At 54.3% G+C, this 15,806-nt stretch carries 15 protein-coding genes; 6 read left to right on the top strand and 9 right to left on the bottom strand.

Features of this window, described 5'->3' with window-relative positions; translation table 11 throughout:
- Window positions 1-99: 99 nt before the first annotated feature.
- The 3 genes from QOX26_RS10480 to metF are packed head-to-tail and all read right to left on the bottom strand — an operon-like array spanning window position 100 to window position 3,972.
- Window positions 100-2,466 carry a homocysteine S-methyltransferase family protein gene (locus QOX26_RS10480; protein ID WP_283674929.1) on the bottom strand — a complete coding sequence of 789 codons (2,367 nt, stop codon included), beginning with the start codon at window positions 2,464-2,466 and terminating at the stop codon, window positions 100-102.
- Between the two features lie 4 nt (window positions 2,467-2,470).
- The gene (locus QOX26_RS10475; RefSeq protein ID WP_283674928.1) at window positions 2,471-3,115 is read right to left on the bottom strand and encodes a vitamin B12 dependent-methionine synthase activation domain-containing protein; all 645 of its coding nucleotides are present in this window, start codon (window positions 3,113-3,115) and stop codon (window positions 2,471-2,473) included.
- The gene (metF, locus tag QOX26_RS10470) at window positions 3,112-3,972 is read right to left on the bottom strand and encodes a methylenetetrahydrofolate reductase [NAD(P)H] (RefSeq protein ID WP_283674927.1); all 861 of its coding nucleotides are present in this window, start codon (window positions 3,970-3,972) and stop codon (window positions 3,112-3,114) included. The genes QOX26_RS10475 and metF overlap by 4 nt, the downstream gene beginning before the upstream one ends.
- A gap of 107 nt (window positions 3,973-4,079) precedes the next feature.
- On the opposite strand from metF, the gene QOX26_RS10465 reads away from it, so the two are divergent.
- The 3 genes from QOX26_RS10465 to QOX26_RS10455 all read left to right on the top strand — a co-directional run bounded on the left by QOX26_RS10465 (window position 4,080) and on the right by QOX26_RS10455 (window position 6,445).
- The gene (locus QOX26_RS10465; protein ID WP_283674926.1) at window positions 4,080-4,988 is read left to right on the top strand and encodes a radical SAM protein; all 909 of its coding nucleotides are present in this window, start codon (window positions 4,080-4,082) and stop codon (window positions 4,986-4,988) included.
- The gene (gene thiD / locus QOX26_RS10460) at window positions 4,985-5,782 is read left to right on the top strand and encodes a bifunctional hydroxymethylpyrimidine kinase/phosphomethylpyrimidine kinase (protein WP_283674925.1); all 798 of its coding nucleotides are present in this window, start codon (window positions 4,985-4,987) and stop codon (window positions 5,780-5,782) included. The genes QOX26_RS10465 and thiD overlap by 4 nt, the downstream gene beginning before the upstream one ends.
- Window positions 5,783-5,878: 96 nt before the next feature.
- Complete coding sequence (locus QOX26_RS10455) at window positions 5,879-6,445, top strand: hypothetical protein (protein WP_283674924.1); 567 nt, start codon at window positions 5,879-5,881, stop codon at window positions 6,443-6,445.
- A gap of 38 nt (window positions 6,446-6,483) precedes the next feature.
- Here QOX26_RS10455 and pyrB read toward each other — a convergent pair whose 3' ends face one another.
- The 5 genes from pyrB to QOX26_RS10430 form a co-directional block, all read right to left on the bottom strand.
- On the bottom strand, window positions 6,484-7,545 hold the full coding sequence (pyrB, locus tag QOX26_RS10450) for an aspartate carbamoyltransferase (RefSeq protein ID WP_283674923.1): 1,062 nt from the start codon (window positions 7,543-7,545) through the stop codon (window positions 6,484-6,486).
- 66 nt (window positions 7,546-7,611) lie between these two features.
- On the bottom strand, window positions 7,612-8,787 hold the full coding sequence (locus QOX26_RS10445; protein ID WP_283674922.1) for an ABC transporter permease: 1,176 nt from the start codon (window positions 8,785-8,787) through the stop codon (window positions 7,612-7,614).
- Window positions 8,784-9,740 (bottom strand): efflux RND transporter periplasmic adaptor subunit, encoded by a 957-nt coding sequence (locus tag QOX26_RS10440; protein WP_283674921.1) that lies wholly within the window; start codon window positions 9,738-9,740, stop codon window positions 8,784-8,786. The genes QOX26_RS10445 and QOX26_RS10440 overlap by 4 nt, the downstream gene beginning before the upstream one ends.
- Window positions 9,741-9,819: 79 nt before the next feature.
- A complete protein-coding gene (gene radA, locus QOX26_RS10435) occupies window positions 9,820-11,175 on the bottom strand; it encodes a DNA repair protein RadA (RefSeq protein ID WP_283674920.1) in 1,356 nt (451 codons plus the stop codon).
- Between the two features lie 10 nt (window positions 11,176-11,185).
- Window positions 11,186-11,890: an N-acetylmuramoyl-L-alanine amidase gene (locus QOX26_RS10430; RefSeq protein WP_283674919.1), complete on the bottom strand. Its 705-nt coding sequence runs from the start codon at window positions 11,888-11,890 to the stop codon at window positions 11,186-11,188.
- A 185-nt stretch (window positions 11,891-12,075) separates the two neighbouring features.
- Here QOX26_RS10430 and QOX26_RS10425 point away from each other — a divergent pair, with 185 nt between their 5' ends.
- Window positions 12,076-12,627: a cysteine hydrolase family protein gene (locus QOX26_RS10425; RefSeq protein WP_283674918.1), complete on the top strand. Its 552-nt coding sequence runs from the start codon at window positions 12,076-12,078 to the stop codon at window positions 12,625-12,627.
- A 76-nt stretch (window positions 12,628-12,703) separates the two neighbouring features.
- On the opposite strand, the gene QOX26_RS10420 is transcribed toward QOX26_RS10425, so the two are convergent.
- Window positions 12,704-13,591 carry a DegV family protein gene (locus QOX26_RS10420; protein ID WP_283674917.1) on the bottom strand — a complete coding sequence of 296 codons (888 nt, stop codon included), beginning with the start codon at window positions 13,589-13,591 and terminating at the stop codon, window positions 12,704-12,706.
- A gap of 162 nt (window positions 13,592-13,753) precedes the next feature.
- Here QOX26_RS10420 and gpr point away from each other — a divergent pair, with 162 nt between their 5' ends.
- Complete coding sequence (gene gpr / locus QOX26_RS10415) at window positions 13,754-14,641, top strand: GPR endopeptidase (RefSeq protein WP_283674916.1); 888 nt, start codon at window positions 13,754-13,756, stop codon at window positions 14,639-14,641.
- A gap of 85 nt (window positions 14,642-14,726) precedes the next feature.
- Window positions 14,727-15,794, top strand: coding sequence for a stage II sporulation protein P (gene spoIIP / locus QOX26_RS10410; protein ID WP_283674915.1), 1,068 nt, complete (start codon window positions 14,727-14,729; stop codon window positions 15,792-15,794).
- The last annotated feature ends 12 nt before the right edge of the window (window positions 15,795-15,806 follow it).

Below are 15,806 nucleotides of genomic sequence, written 5' to 3'. Positions count from 1 at the left end.
CTAATTTACACATACTTAGAATTTCAAAAGGGACGGGAGCACGCCCAAGGTGCTTCCGTCCCTTCTTATTTTCCTCAAATAATCGGCCCGCGAAACGGTTTATCCAATCGTTTGCTGCGCATAATGCACAGTTGCCATCGCGTCCTTGGCATAGCAGTCCGCACCAATCGAACTCGCGTACTCCGGGGTCAGAACCGCACCACCGACAACCACTTTCGCGTCCGGTTTTTGTGCACGAAGCTGCTTGATCGTCTCCTCCATGCTCACAACCGTTGTCGTCATCAACGCACTCAAGCCAACCAGCCGCACGTCTTGTGCAATCGCAGTTTCGACGATTGTTTCAGGGGGCACATCCTTGCCGAGGTCAATCACTTCGTAGCTGTAATTCTCAAGCAATACCTTGACGATATTCTTGCCGATATCATGGATATCGCCCTTGACGGTCGCAAGAATGATTTTCCCTTTCTTCTCCTGCACTTCACCCTTCATGGCACTCTTCACGACCTCAAATGCGGCCTTTGCTGCCTCAGCACTCATCAGCAGCTGCGGGAGAAACACCTTGCCCTGTTCAAACCCCTTGCCGACACGATCCAATGCGGGAATCAGCTCATTATTGACGATTTCCAACGGCGCCAGCTGCTCTAGCCGTGCGGTGGTGGCCTGCACTGCATGTTCCTTGAGTCCGCGCTCAATGCTTTCGCCAAGTGGCATCGCGGCTTTTGCCGCCGATACCGGTGCGGTCGACTGCTGTCCGCCATAAGCTGCAATATACGCGGCGCACTGCTCATCCTGCGCCGTCAGCGCCAAAAAGGCCTGATACGAGCGCATCATCGCTTCTGAATTCGGGTTGATAATGGCGCAAGAGAGTCCGTTCTGCATCGCCATCGTATAGAAATTGGCATTAATAATCTCGCGCTGCGGCAGGCCAAACGATATGTTCGATACACCCAAGATGGTATGCCCGCCCAGTTCATCTCGAATACGACGGAGCGTGTCGAGCGTGACCAACGCGGATCGGCTGTCCGATGAGATTGTCATGGCCAGCGCGTCAATGACGATATCTTCCTTGGGAATACCATACGTCGCTGCTGTTTCATATATCTTTTTGGCAATCTGTACGCGGCCCTCTGCCGTCTCTGGAATGCCGGTTTCATCCAATGCCAGACCGACCACAACGCCGCCGTACTTGCGCACGAGCGGGAATACGGTTTCCATGCTCTCTGCCTTACCGCTGACCGAGTTCAGCATCGGCTTGCCGTTGTAAAGGCGCATGCCGCGCTCCATCGCCGCTGCATCCGAGGTATCAATTTGCAGCGGCAGTGCGAGAATGCTTTGCAATCCGGTTACGACACGCTCCATCATGGCAGGCTCATCAATTTCAGGCAGACCGACGTTTACATCCAGAATATGCGCACCCTTGTCCTCCTGCACTAGGCCTTCAGAGAGAATGTACTCAATATTATTGTCCCGCAGCGCCTGCTTGAACTTACTTTTGCCGGTCGGATTGATGCGTTCCCCGATAATAACCGGCGCACCGCCAATTTCCACCGTCTGCGAAAACGAGGAAACAACCGTACGGTGTTTTTTGGTTACAGGCGCGACCGGCACACTGCGGCATGCCTCAATCATCGCGCGGATATGTTCCGGTGTCGTACCACAGCAGCCGCCAAGCGCCTGCACGCCAAGCTGCGCAATTTCACGCATCAGCGCTGCAAACTCCGCAGGTTCCACGTCAAACACCGTTTTTCCGTTCACGCTGCGCGGCAGTCCTGCATTCGGGTTGACGATAACAGGCAGCGAACTGCATGCCACCATCTCGCGCACAATCGGCATCATCTGGCGCGGACCCATACCGCAGTTGACACCAATTGCATCAACCCGCAGTCCTTCCAGCATCGCCACCGTCGATTCCACGGTGCCGCCGGTCAGCATTTTGCCCTTTTCATCGAAAATAAGCGTAATCATTACCGGCAAATCGCAGTTCTCTTTAGCCGCGAGCACCGCAGCCTTGGCTTCATAGCTGTCGCTCATTGTTTCAATCAGCACCAAATCTGCGCCCGCTTTCGCACCGATTCGCACGACCTGAGCAAACAGCTCGACCGCTTTTTCAAAGTCCAAATCGCCCATCGGCTTGAGGAGTTTTCCGGTCGGGCCGATATCGAGCGCGATGCGTGCATCCGGTCGGTTGGCCTGACGGCGCGCCTCTTTGGCGTGTTCGACCGCGGCTTCGACGATTTCCGTCAGGTTCTCTGTAAATTTAAGCGCATTTGCACCAAATGTGTTGGTGTTAATGATATCACACCCCGCCTCCAGATAGGCGCGGTTAAGTGCAATAATCTCATCTGCGTGCGTTAAATTCCAAAGTTCGGGCAATTCACCGGCCTTTAGGCCGCGCTCCTGCAGGATAGTGCCCGTTCCGCCGTCGAAAAACAGCCATTCACGGCCCAGTCTTTCGCATAAATTCATCTTGTTATCTCCTAAATGCGCAGTTTGTTTTGTCGCACACCTCACAGCCTTTGATGTGGCAAGGCTGCTTTTCACGCGACAGTCCGATAATTGCAGTGACCGACTTGCTTGGTGCAAGCGCCATACCTTCGGTCACCGTCAGGCCAATCTTGCGCGGCGTATCAAGCAGACGCGCAAAATCCATTTGATGCTTGATGTTAAAGTCACCGTAACCCGGGCTAAAGCGCGGGCGACAATATAAGTTTTCCCGTCCTGCTTCCCGACACAGCGCCTCATTAATCTCATCACAGTATGCCTCGATCATAGCCGCTGCCGCCGCTTGATAGACGACCGCACGGCTCATTTCCGTCGCCGAAGCGCGGGCAATCAGGCGGTCCACGCCGACACCCAGCGTTGCCGCCATCAGGTAAACGCACGAACACCCTTTCAGGTTCTTGGCCAAATTCGCACTGGTTATGCATAACCCTTCGATTTTCAGCACATTACCCACCGGATTTTCCAAATCGAATGCATGAAAAACCGATTTAGGAACGGCTTCCTCATTCAGTTTTGCAATGCAGGCATCAATGAGGCCTTCGGTACTTTCGTCTGTCTGTCCATTTTTGAATCCCAAATAGCGGCGCACTTCGCCGCGGTCGATCTCAATCATTTTAAAATCTCCGACAGGCTGGCTTGAATGCCGGCAGCGATTTCCGGCTTGTTCATCGTATAGATATGAACATGATTTACACCGTTGGCAATCAAGTCAATGATTTGTTCGGTCGCATAGATGACGCCCGCTTGCTTCATCGCATCGGGATTATCGCCAAAGCGGTCGACAATTGCCTTAAACCGCTGGGGCAGATACGTGCCCGACATGGTCGTAATGCGCTTGATCTGCTTGACGTTGGTCACCGGCATAATGCCTGCAACCACCGGCACGGTAATCCCCTGCTCGCGAATGCGGTACAGGAAATTGTATAGAATGTTATTGTCAAAAAACATCTGCGTCGTTAGGAATTCACATCCGGCATCGACTTTTTCTTTCAGATGCCGAATATCCTCTGTCTTGTTCGCAGCTTCGACATGTCCTTCCGGATAGCATGCGCCGCCAACACAGAAATCACCCATTTTTTTAATATCACGCACCAACTCGCAGGCATAGTGATAATCGGTGGCCGGCGTGCCGCCCTCCGGAATATCGCCGCGCAGTGCAAGCACGTTCTGAATCCCTCTGGCCTGAAATTTACCGAGCATATTCGCAACATGCTCCTTCGTTGAGGATACGCAAGTCAGATGCGCCAGGCTTTCAACGCCATAGGTCTGATGCAGATCTGCCGCGATTCCCACCGTATGTTCACTTGTACCGCCGCCTGCACCGTAGGTCACACTCATAAAATCCGGTCGAAGCGCGGCAATTTCCTGCGTTGCGTGTGCAACCGATTCATATGCATTGCTCGTTTTGGGCGGGAACACCTCAAAAGACAGCGTCGGTCTGTCCTGCTTCAGAATCTCTATAATCTTCATCGTTGAACTCCTTCAAGTGTTTTTACTAGTATATCATATTACCGAGAGAAAATCACTTCCCATCTCGACAAAAATCTACTATAATGGAACTGTTGGAGTGATAAATATTGATAAATCTACTGTCTCAATGCACCCTGTGTCCGCGCGCCTGCGGCGTTGACCGAACACAAGGCGGCCGCGGCTTTTGCGGTGCTGATGATAAAATCCATGCCGCACGTGCGGCGCTGCACTGCTGGGAAGAGCCTCCCCTGTCCGGCACACAGGGTTCCGGCACGGTGTTTTTCTCGCACTGTTCTCTGCAGTGTGTATACTGCCAAAACCGAACCATCAGCCGCGCTTCGGCCGAGGGAGTTATGCTATCACCAAGTGCTCTGGCGCACAGCTTTCTCTCCCTGCAGCGGCAAGGCGCGCACAATATTAACCTTGTGACCGGTGTGCACTATGTTCCGCAAATCATCGAGTCGCTTAGCATTGCCAAAGAGCAGGGATTGCATATCCCCATTCTCTACAATTCAAGCGGCTATGAATCCGTGCACACACTGCGTATGCTGGAAGGATGGATTGACATCTATCTGCCGGACTATAAGTATTACAGCAGCTACTATGCCGAGCGATGTTCCAACGCAGCAGACTACCGAGAAGTCGCCGTGGAAGCGATTGGCGAAATGGTGCGTCAAACCGGGCGTCCGCTCTACGATGATAACGGCTTGATGCTGCGCGGCACAATGATTCGCCACCTGATGTTGCCCGGTCTTGGCGGGGATACCGCGCAGGTACTGCGCGATATTGCGACACGCTGGGGCGACGAGGTGCTCGTCAGCCTGATGCGGCAGTACACGCCGTTTGACATGAAACACTGGCCCGAACTTGACCGCACCCTTACAGATGCGGAATATGCCGATGGCTGTTCCCTCTTTTCAAACTTTGGACTTTCAGGCTTTTTTCAGGAAAAGGGAACCATCGGGCAGAGTTTTATCCCCGCCTTTGACGGCACCGGATTGGAGATTGACGAATGAAAACTGTATTGACCATTGCGGGCTCAGACTGCTCCGGCGGAGCAGGAATTCAGGCCGACTTAAAGACGGTGGAAGCGCACCGCCTTTACGGCATGAGCGTCATCACCGCGCTGACCGCGCAGAATACCACAGGCGTTTATGGTGTCGCGCCGACAGAGCCTGACTTTGTGGCGCGGCAGATTGACTGCGTGTTTGAGGACATTCGCCCGGATGCGGTAAAGCTCGGCATGCTAGTGTCCGCCGAAATCATTGAGGTTGTAGCCGACCGCATGCGCGCGCACCATGCCGCAAATATTGTACTCGATCCTGTCATGGTATCCACCAGCGGGCATCGGCTGCTGTCCCCTGACGCAATCGACGCGATGACCGAACAGCTGCTGCCGATGGCACAGCTGATTACACCTAATCTGGCAGAAGCCGCTGTGTTCTGCGGTTTTCCGATTCATAACCGTACCGATATGCTTCGTGCCGCAAACGCACTTTCTCTCAAAACCGCAGGTGACGTGCTTATCAAGGGCGGTCATTTGCAGGACAGCGCAGACGATCTTCTGCTGTCCGATACGCAGGAGCGTTGGTTTAACCAGCTGCGCGTAGAAAATTCAAATACGCACGGCACGGGGTGTACGCTGTCCTCCGCCATTGCCTGCCAACTGGCGCAGGGACATTCCGTGGTTCACAGCGTGGAACTGGCCAAGCATTATCTGACCGCCTGCCTGCAGGCCGGACTTGATCTCGGCCATGGCAGCGGGCCGCTGCAGCACAGCATTCCGCCGGAACACTGCGCACAGTCCTAATTCTCAACGTTCATCAAATGTTCTTCTTTCGTTCACACATTCCACAAACCGGAATGCCATACTGATTTTCAGCAACTGATAAAGGAGAACACAATTATGAATTTACGTTTGACATCCACTGTAAGTCTCCTGCTCGCCGCTGTGCTAACGTTATCCGCCTGCTCGGATCAAACACCGGCCGCCAATGACACCAACACGCAAGCCTCGTCGGCCGCTCAAACAGAAAGCAAAAACGACCGGATTTTTGGTCAGATTACTGCGGTTAGCGGCAATGTTCTGACGCTTGCGCTTGCCGAGCAACCTGCCGGCGCACCTGATGGTGCAGCCCCGTCCGACGGACAAACGCCGCCGGATCAGCCTGCCGACGGTGATACACCCCCAGAGATGCCGGACAACACAGCGTCTGACGTCCAATCAGGCGCACCTCAGGGCGAAGCACCCCAAATGCAACTTACGCTGACCGGTGAAACCGTTGACATTACCGTGAGTGATGCAACAACATATCAGATTAACAGCTCTGACGGTGCACTATCCGACCTTGCCGTCGACGATATCGTAACCGTCGAAGCGCAAAATGATATTGCTGTTTCGGTGACGAGCGGCATGGGCGGCGGACAGCATCAGCCCAACGACAAAACCCCGTCGGAATCCCCCGCTGAATGAAAAAACGCCTCTGCCAATAACGGCAGAGGCATTTCTTTTTATAATCGGAGTTCAATGAGTGCATCACAGTAAGGACAACGTGCGCCAACCGGCACATCGAGCGGCAGATACGGCTCGGTCTTAGTGATACACTTCGGATTGGAGCATCTCACCCCATCCGTTCCAATGCCGTGCTTTGCAGGACGTTGAAAATTGAGCTTGGAGAGCGTCAGCAGTAGTGCCATGCGTCCAAACATACCATACCGCGCCTGCTTAAAGTAGACAGCACGCGGGTCATCATCCACGTCCTGCGCAATCTCATCCACGCGCGGCAGCGGATGCAGCACCAACATGTCCTTCTTCGCACGCTTCATTTTTGCGGCAGTCAGCTGATAGTTGCCTTCCAGATTTTCATATTCCTGTGCGGAAACAAAGCGTTCCCGCTGAATACGGGTCATATACAGCACATCTAGCTCAGGCAGCACTTCATCCAAAGCGCTGACCTCACAAAACGGCATCTGATGCTCTTTCAAAAAATGCACCATATAGTCAGGCAGCTTGAGCGCATCCGGCGCAATCAGATAAATCTGCACATTGTGATACCGCTCCAGAAAGTGGAGCAGCGAATGCACGGTACGGCCGTATTTCAAATCTCCGCACAGGCCGATTTTCATATTATCCGCACTGCCGCGCATCCGCAGAATTGTGACCATATCCGTCAGCGTCTGCGTCGGGTGTAAATGTCCTCCGTCACCCGCATTGATGACCGGAACCGATGAATACAGCGATGCCGCCTTCGCAGCTCCCTCACGCGGATTGCGCATCACAATCAAATCAGCATAGCTCGATACCATACTGATGGTATCCTTGAGCGTTTCGCCCTTGGCCGTGGAGGATGAGTTGGGGTCGGAAAAGCCTACAACACTGCCGCCCAACCGCATCATCGCGGTCGAAAAGGACAGATTCGTTCGGGTGGAGGGTTCATAAAACAAGCTGCCCAGCACTTTGCCCCGGCAGGCATCTACATACCCCTCGGGGCGGTCGATGATGTTGGTAGTCAGCTTGTACAAATCGGAAAACTCGGCGGCGGTCAGGTCGGCGAGATCGATGATATGACGCATGGAAATTCGCCCTTTCTCTCTTTATACTTTTCCTATTTTATCATACCGCTCCGAAAATGGAAAGGACTATTTGCGCATCGCGTCGACCGGGCGCAGACCGGCCGCACGCACGGCAGGCAGCAATCCCGCCGCGCCGCCGCACAGCATGGATAGCGCCAACAGTCCGATGCCGAGCCATCCGCTCTGCAGTGTCATAGACGCGCCGAATCGCAGCAGCACCGTCGCAAGCCCCAAGCCGCACAGGCCGCCAAAGCCGCACAGCATCACGGACTGAAGCAGAAACAGTCGTAAAATATCCCGCCGCCGTGCACCAAGCGCCAGATAAACGCCAATCTCCCCTGTTTTCTCGTGCGTAGCCGCGAGCATGCTGCACAACACGCCAATCAATGCGACCGCCAGTGTGACCGCGCCCACTGCAACAAACAGCGCGGTGCACAAATCCGTCATTTGCTGCACCGTATCGATTACGCCGGACATATTCTGCACGCGCACCGTGCCGCCTATTTTTTCCCGATCGGTCAAATACCGTGTAATCTGCGCACTGACCGCGCTGTTTTCCGTGCCTGACGCACACTGAACGAAAACCTGATCTGCATTGTCCTGCGGCGTTGCCAAACAGGCATACGGAATATATACCAGATGCGGCGCAATTGCTGCAAGCGTCCCGCCCAATGCGCCAGTCTGTTCCTTTACCACGCCAATGACCGTATAATACGTGTCCTGACCATCCATCCGCAGCCGTACCGTTCGCCCGACAATGTTTTCACGGCCATAGAGCGTTTGCGCCAGTTCATCTCCCAGAACAACAACCTTATCTCCGTATTCTGCCTGCCGTTCGGTCAGCAGCGAGCCTTCCAGCACTTTCAGATGCATCACATCGCCCAGATTTTGATTGGCGCCTAAAAAAACTGCATTTCCGCTCCGATGTCCGGCACGTACGCTTCCTGTCTTGGCCTTAATCGGCATGGCGCTGGCAATCTGCGGCAACGCCTCTGTCATTTTCGTCACCGTCTGCACATCCAGTGCAGCGCCCTCCTTGCGGTCATCCAAGTAGACCGTCAGACCCGATACGCCGAGCGTTTGCAGTCCCGCTTGAATCTGTGTCCTGCCAAAGAGACCCAAAACCGCAATCAGCAGCAACGCACCTGTCCCGACTGCGACGGACAGTGCACAGAGCATCGTACGCAGCGGATTCTGCCGCAGGTTGTCAAAGGCCAGACGCAGGCAATCAGCCGCCCTCACGCTGTTGCCTCAACCGAATCGTCATCCGCAAGCGCGACCTCGGGCGAAATGACCACCACATCATTTGCAGTCAGTCCTTCGCGCACCTCGGTTACCGTTTCAAGCATATAACCGGTTTTGATATCGCGGCGATGTGCAACACCGTTTTCTACAACGAACACATATTCCTGCTCTCCCTGCTGCCGTACCGCTGCATACGGAATTACGACTGCGTCTTTTCTTTTATCCGTGAATATTTTAGCCGTTACCGTATAGCCGGGGCGCAGCTTTTCCGCCCCGCTTTGCAACGGAAGCACCGCTTCGATGGAAGCCGCGCCCTTGTCTCCCGTTAAGCTTACCGCACGTACCGCCACCGGGGCAACCGACTGTACATAACCGCCGTAAACCTCATCCGGTACAGCGGTCGCGGTAACATTGGCGTTCATTCCGCTTGCCACTTGTCCGATGTAGGATTCCGGAATGTTGACGCGTGCCCGCAGACGGCTCAAATCGGCAACCTGCGCGCATGCAACGCCTGGATACACGGTCTGCCCCACCGCAGGCAGGGATAACACCGTGCCTTTTTCCTGTGCGGCCACCGTTCCGTTTGCTTCTACGGTCACAGTTTTCCCGCTGTCACCGGAAAGCGTGTCAATCATCGATTGCAGGCTGCTTGCATCCAGCTTCATATCGTCCGCCAGCGCCAGAGTAAACAAAGCCTGCCCTTTTTCGACGGATTCACCTACGTTTGTCAATACCGCGCGCACAACAGCTGTCTGATCCGGCGTGTAGCTCGCACTGCTCTCTGATTCAACTGTCCCCGGCACAGATATGCTGTTATAAATATCCTGCGTTGTCGCACCAGTCACCTGAACCGGTACAGCCAGCGCCGGACGGCTGCTCCACGCCCAAGCGAGCATACATGACAAAAGCACCGCGGTCCCGAGGAGCACGGTGCGGGCTTGCTTTTCCATATGAAAATCGACCTCCCGCTGCAAACTATTACTTCTAGTTTGCGACGAAAGGCCGAAAATAAACGTCGGATTCAATTTTTTACAGCACGGCCTGAATGGCCTCGCCCACCGTATGCACACGCACGATATTCATTTGATGCATCAGGTTTTCATCTACATCCTGCATCGGCATGATGCAGGTGTGAAACCCGAGCCGATACGCCTCATTGATTCGCTGTGAAGCACTGGAAACCGCACGCAATTCTCCCGTCAGACCAACCTCGCCAAAGCTCATCACGCCCTCCGGCAGCGGTTTGTCGCGGAAGCTGGAAACAATGGCGAGTACCATCGGCAAATCGACTGCCGGTTCATCCAACCGCATACCGCCGACAACATTGACATAGGCGTCCGAGGATGACAAAAACAGCCCCGCTCGTTTTTCCAGAATGGCGAGCAACAGCACCATGCGGTTATAATCAACACCCGCCGCCGTCCGGCGCGGCACTCCAAACTGCGTTTTCGCAACCAGCGCCTGCACCTCTGCCAAAATGGGGCGACTGCCCTCCATGACGCATGCGATGCAGTTTCCCGCCGCGCCCGACGGATGCCCGGCCAGCATCGCCGCCGAAGGGTTTGTCACCTCAAGCAGGCCATGATCGCTCATTTCAAACACACCAATCTCGTTGGTAGAGCCAAAGCGGTTCTTTGCCGCGCGCAGGCAACGGAACGGCCCATTTCGTTCGCCCTCAAAGTAGAGAACGCAGTCCACCATGTGCTCTAAAATCTTGGGTCCGGCAAGCGTACCTTCCTTATTGACATGGCCGACCACAAAAATAGTTACATTTTTATTCTTCGCATACTGCATCAGGCTCATGGAGCACTCTTTAATCTGCGTTGTGCCACCGGGTGCAGCAGTTAAATCACGCTTATAGACCGTCTGGATGGAATCCACGATGAGAACATCGGGTGCAAGCAATTCGGTCTCGTTGATAATCTGCTCCATATCCGTTTCGGCCAGCACAAACAGATTGGGCGACTTAATCTCCAGCCGTGCGGCGCGCAGCTTAATCTGCCGCAGGGATTCTTCACCGGAAACATACAGCACCTTGGCATTGCGGCACATTTCCTGACACATCTGCAGCAGCAGCGTTGATTTGCCGATGCCCGGCTCACCGCCGACCAGTACGAACGATCCATGCACTGCGCCGCCGCCTAACACACGATCCAGCTCACCGATCCCGGAATAAAACCGGCTTTCATCGTTGGTTTCAATCTCATGCAGCAGTGTCGGGCGCGACGTGCCGCGCGTAAAGTTGGCCACGCCGCGGGTGGCTGTTTCCGGCTTCACCTTGAATTCACCCATCGTATTCCACGCGCCGCAGCTCGGGCATTTGCCGAACCACTTTGCATTTTCGTACCCGCACTCGCTGCACAGGTACATTGTCTTTTGCTTCATACTTCCTCCGTTAAACGCCGCTTGCGTGTTGCAGATAACCGCAGGTAATGCATACGGCCAGTTGTTTATGATAATCTTCCTGCGCGAGCAGCGCTTCCTCCGCCGGGTTGGACAAAAAGCCGCACTCGACGATGACCGCAGGACAATCCAGCTTTTTCATCAGGTAGATTGTCGATTCGGCCTGTTTGGCCTGCCGATGGTTTGCGGGGTCAGCGCCGGCAATCAAGTCTGCTTGCAGACGTTCGGCCAAATCCCGGCTGCCTGCATTGTTTTTTGAATAAAACACTTGTGCGCCGTGATACTGTGCATCGCTGAATTTATTCAAATGTATGCTGATAAAAACCGGATTCATCGTATCGTTAACAATTTTTTCCCGCGCTTTGATATCCGTTACCTTATTGTCGCGCACCGATTTTTCCGGATGATAATCCAAGGCCTGTTCATCTGCGCGCGTCATCTTTGTTTGGACGCCAAAAAATCCTGCAAGCGCCTGCACCCGCCGCGCGATTGACAAATTGATATCCTGCTCGGTCGTGCCGGTCGCACCAATGGCGCCACCGTCAAAACCGCCATGTCCCGCGTCAATCACCAGTGTCGGTGGTGAATCGGCCGCGGCCAACGTGCGCACCGCGCTGCCTCCTCTGGCAAAGACCCATGATATAAGCAAAATCAGCAGCAAGCCAGCGATCAGCCTGCGTAATAATCCCCCGTTCATCGCACACCTCCCGTGTTGGAAAAGCGTATGCGGCACGTCATGCAAATATTATAATCCAGAAGGGGCATCCGTGCAATAAATTCATTGTCGGCTTCAACAAAACATGGTATGATAACCGCAAGACAGGTTATCCTACCGCAATGCCGGCAACGGCATGATAAATGAGACAAGGGAGCTGAACAGCGATGTCTAAACTGCTTATGGTTGTGGATTATCAAAACGATTTCGTCACCGGATCGCTCGGTTTTGACGGAGCCGCCGCAATTGACGACGGCATTGCCCATCTGGTGCAAAGCTATCTTGCCGTGGGCGACCACGTGCTGTTTACCTATGATACGCATGATGACACTTATCTTGACACCCGTGAAGGCCGCGCGCTGCCCATTGCCCATTGCAACCCCAAGAACGATGGCTGGCAGCTTTACGGAAAAACGCAGGAACTCTGCTGCGAAACCTGTGCGAACAGTCAAATCCACATCGTACAGAAGCATACTTTCGGCATGCCGCCGGCAGAAGCAACGCGGCTCGGTCAGCTGCTTCCCGATTTGAGTGAGATTACAGTGGTTGGACTTGTAACCAATATGTGCGTCATTGCAAATGCCATTTTAGCGCAGGCACAGTGGCCGGAAACACCGATCACCATCGATGCGTCGCTCTGCCGCAGCTTTGACCCTGTGATGCACGAAAAAGCGCTTGACGTACTGGAAAGTCTTCAAATGAACGTTATCAACCGATAAAGCATGAAAATGCCGCCTGAAAGGCGGCATTTTCATTTATAACTCACGTCCGGCATAAGCTATGTGTGACCTGCGGTCAGTCAACTCTTTCGTCACCCCAGAAAAAGAGCGCCACCGTACCCGGCCCTGTGTGCGCACCAATGACGGTGCCCACGCTATTAATGACGACCTTACCGCGCAGCTTCGGAAACTTTGCTTTTACCAATTCAGCCACTGCACTGGCATCCTCCATGCATGCGGACTGCGAAATGTAGCATTTACCGCTGTAATCCCGCCCCTGTTCCGCGTGCTGCTCCATCATTTTTACAATTTCCTGCACGACCTGCTTTTTGCCGCGAATCTTTTTGCGCGGAATCAAATGCCCTGCGCGATCCATATTCAGCAGTGGGCAAATGCCAAGCAAGGTGCCCACTACGCCGGATGTCTTTGAAATACGGCCACCGCGGATATAGCTCGTTAGGTCAGTTGAAAAAAACCAGTGATGCAAACGCAGCTTGTTCTGCTCCACCCAGTCGTAGAGTGACTCAATCGGCATACCCTCATCACGCTTTTCCAGTGCGGTATCAAGCAGCAATCCGTAGCCCGATGATGCACCCAACGTATCCACCACATAAATTTTGCGGCCGGGATATCGCGCCATCAGATCGTCCCGCGCAATACAGGCGGATGTATACGCACCAGACAGCCCGCTCGACAGGGACAGGTGCAGAATGTCTTTGCCGCGCTTGAGCAGCGGCTCAAACATCGCAACAAATTCCTCAACATTAACCTGAGAGGTGGTCGGCGTCGCGCCTTCGCTTATTTTCCGGTAAAACTCCGAAAACGGCATGCTCTGACCCAAATCGTCAAGGTAATCCACCCCGTTCATCTGGAAATGGAAACATGCGTACGGTACACCCTTTTCACGCAGGTAATCTGCGGATAAATCAGCCGTTGAGCAACAGGTAATGATATATGCGGACATCGGTACGTCCTCTCCTTTCGGCAAACGCGGTTTATCGAAAGCGCCTGCATTCTATTATTAAATCAGTATAACACAATCTTCTTCTATTTCCAATCGCTTTGAATTAAACCGTCTGCATAGTTTTTCCGCTCCGTCACAAACTAACGCAAAAAGGAGTGGTTGATGATGGCTTTCCGCACCGACCTCGCAGTAGAAGCGATTGAAAACATGGAAAAAGCGGCTGATATACGGCACGTGACGCAGGAGGAACGCAGTCTGGAAGGCTTTTCTGTGCGCGAGGTGTGTATTCTGGATGAATGCGCCGCACGTGAAATCGGCAAGCCCTGCGGCCGATATCTCACGCTGGAATTAGACGCGCTGATACGCCGCGAAGAAGATGCTTTTCCCCGTGCCTGCCGCGCACTGGGCAACCTTCTTGCCGAATTGCTGCCCGAATCCGCTAAAACCGGAGCCATTCTGGTCGCCGGTCTGGGCAACCGCATGATTACCCCCGATGCAATCGGCCCGCAGGCGGTCGATCACGTAATCGCGACCCGTCACCTCGTTGAGCAAGTCCCGGATGTGTTTGCCTCCTGGCGGCCTGTCTCTGCGCTTGCGCCCGGTGTGCTGGGTCAGACCGGTGTCGAGACCGGCGAGGTGGTCTGCGGCGTGATGGATCGAATCAAGCCTGCCGCGGTGCTAGCGGTTGATGCACTGGCGGCCGGGCGTTTGTCCCGCCTGCTCCGCACAGTGCAGATTGCGGATACCGGAATTACACCGGGCGCGGGTGTAGGCAATGCTCGCGCGGCGCTGAATCAGGAAACACTGGGCGTTCCCGTTATCGCCATCGGTGTGCCTACCGTGGTGGACGGCGCTACGCTTGCACATGAAATCGCCGGACAGCTTGGCGCGACCTGCGAGGCCTTAGACGATTTGGAAAATCCGGTCATGGTAACAACGCGAGATATTGACCGCGAGGTATCCGATGTATCCCGTATGATTGGCTATGCCATTAACATGGCGCTCCACCCGAGCCTATCCGTCGCAGATATCGACCTTTATCTTTCCTAACCGTTTTTTTCCGCCCTCCAAAAATCTGTCATACTCGCATCCGGACTGGCGTAAAATAGGAAGCAGTCATAAGGAGGTGGGCCGGATGAAGCGGCGCAAAAAACCATATAGAAGGCAGCGCGGCGTTGTGCTGCCCGCTTCGGTCTGTCTGTGTCTGGCCGTTTCGCTGTTATTATTTTCACGCGCAGGCGGAGAAAACACAGCACGCGGCTGGCTGACCGATTTGGCTCGCAGTAACGGCTTTATCGCACATGCCGTGTCGTTTGAGCTGGGTCTGCCGGCAGACGAAAGCGAAGTGTTTACGCCGCGCACCGCGTCCGGTGCTCTGCATGAGGACGCAGCCGATCCGATTTCGGAAAGCACGTATATCCCAAACAAATCCAGTACAGACGACACCCCGGTGTTGTCTGCCGCGGACAAAGCCAAAACGGTTACCGTGAACAATGAAACGAGCTATGATGTAGATGTTGCATCCTGTCTGTCAGAGCCGGTTAACATTCGCTCGGAAAGCAAAGACGAGCCGCAGGTACTGATTGTACATACCCACGGCAGCGAAAGCTACAAGCCGGATGATGCATTCCCCTACACACCAACCGAGAACGAGCGCACAACCGATACACGCTACAGTGTTGTCCGCGTCGGCGATGAGCTGACCCAGATTCTGGAGAAAAACGGCATCCCGACCGAACACTGCCGTGACATATTTGACTCGCCGGTTTATTCCGGCTCTTACGATCGCTCACTTGCTGCAATCGACGCCGCTCTGGAAGCGCATCCCTCCATTCAAGTGGTCATTGATTTACACCGCGATTCGATTCTGACCGACAGCGGCAAGGCTTACAAGACTTCCTGCACCATCGATGGAACCGAGATGGCGCAGCTGATGTTCGTCGTCGGCACGGACGACGGCGGCTTGCAGCACGATCATTGGCGTGACAATCTAAACTATGTGGTCGGACTGCAATACGCACTCAACCGCACCTACCCCACGCTGATGCGTCCGGTCAACCTGCGCACCCAGCGCTTTAATCAGCACGCGCGCACCGGCTCGATTCTGGTGGAAGTCGGTTCTTCCGGTAATACGATGTCGGAAGCACTGTCTGCCATTCGCCTTTTCGGCCAAGTGCTGTCTGACGATCTCAACGGCGTATAACATCCGCCATTC

This window comes from Butyricicoccus sp. Marseille-Q5471 (assembly GCF_951230135.1).
Classification (GTDB): Bacteria; Bacillota; Clostridia; order Oscillospirales; family Butyricicoccaceae; genus Agathobaculum.
Note: the sequence above shows the minus strand (reverse complement) of the source record. Positions and strands in the feature narration are given on the sequence as shown.

Coding starts and splice junctions, on each gene's coding strand:
- QOX26_RS10480 (WP_283674929.1), bottom strand. CDS start 2,466: ATGAATTTATGCGAAAGACTGGGCCGTGAATGGCTGTTTTTCGACGGC.
- QOX26_RS10475 (WP_283674928.1), bottom strand. CDS start 3,115: ATGATTGAGATCGACCGCGGCGAAGTGCGCCGCTATTTGGGATTCAAA.
- metF (WP_283674927.1), bottom strand. CDS start 3,972: ATGAAGATTATAGAGATTCTGAAGCAGGACAGACCGACGCTGTCTTTT.
- thiD (WP_283674925.1), top strand. CDS start 4,985: ATGAAAACTGTATTGACCATTGCGGGCTCAGACTGCTCCGGCGGAGCA.
- QOX26_RS10455 (WP_283674924.1), top strand. CDS start 5,879: ATGAATTTACGTTTGACATCCACTGTAAGTCTCCTGCTCGCCGCTGTG.
- pyrB (WP_283674923.1), bottom strand. CDS start 7,545: ATGCGTCATATCATCGATCTCGCCGACCTGACCGCCGCCGAGTTTTCC.
- QOX26_RS10440 (WP_283674921.1), bottom strand. CDS start 9,740: ATGGAAAAGCAAGCCCGCACCGTGCTCCTCGGGACCGCGGTGCTTTTG.
- radA (WP_283674920.1), bottom strand. CDS start 11,175: ATGAAGCAAAAGACAATGTACCTGTGCAGCGAGTGCGGGTACGAAAAT.
- QOX26_RS10430 (WP_283674919.1), bottom strand. CDS start 11,890: ATGAACGGGGGATTATTACGCAGGCTGATCGCTGGCTTGCTGCTGATT.
- QOX26_RS10425 (WP_283674918.1), top strand. CDS start 12,076: ATGTCTAAACTGCTTATGGTTGTGGATTATCAAAACGATTTCGTCACC.
- QOX26_RS10420 (WP_283674917.1), bottom strand. CDS start 13,591: ATGTCCGCATATATCATTACCTGTTGCTCAACGGCTGATTTATCCGCA.
- gpr (WP_283674916.1), top strand. CDS start 13,754: ATGATGGCTTTCCGCACCGACCTCGCAGTAGAAGCGATTGAAAACATG.
- spoIIP (WP_283674915.1), top strand. CDS start 14,727: ATGAAGCGGCGCAAAAAACCATATAGAAGGCAGCGCGGCGTTGTGCTG.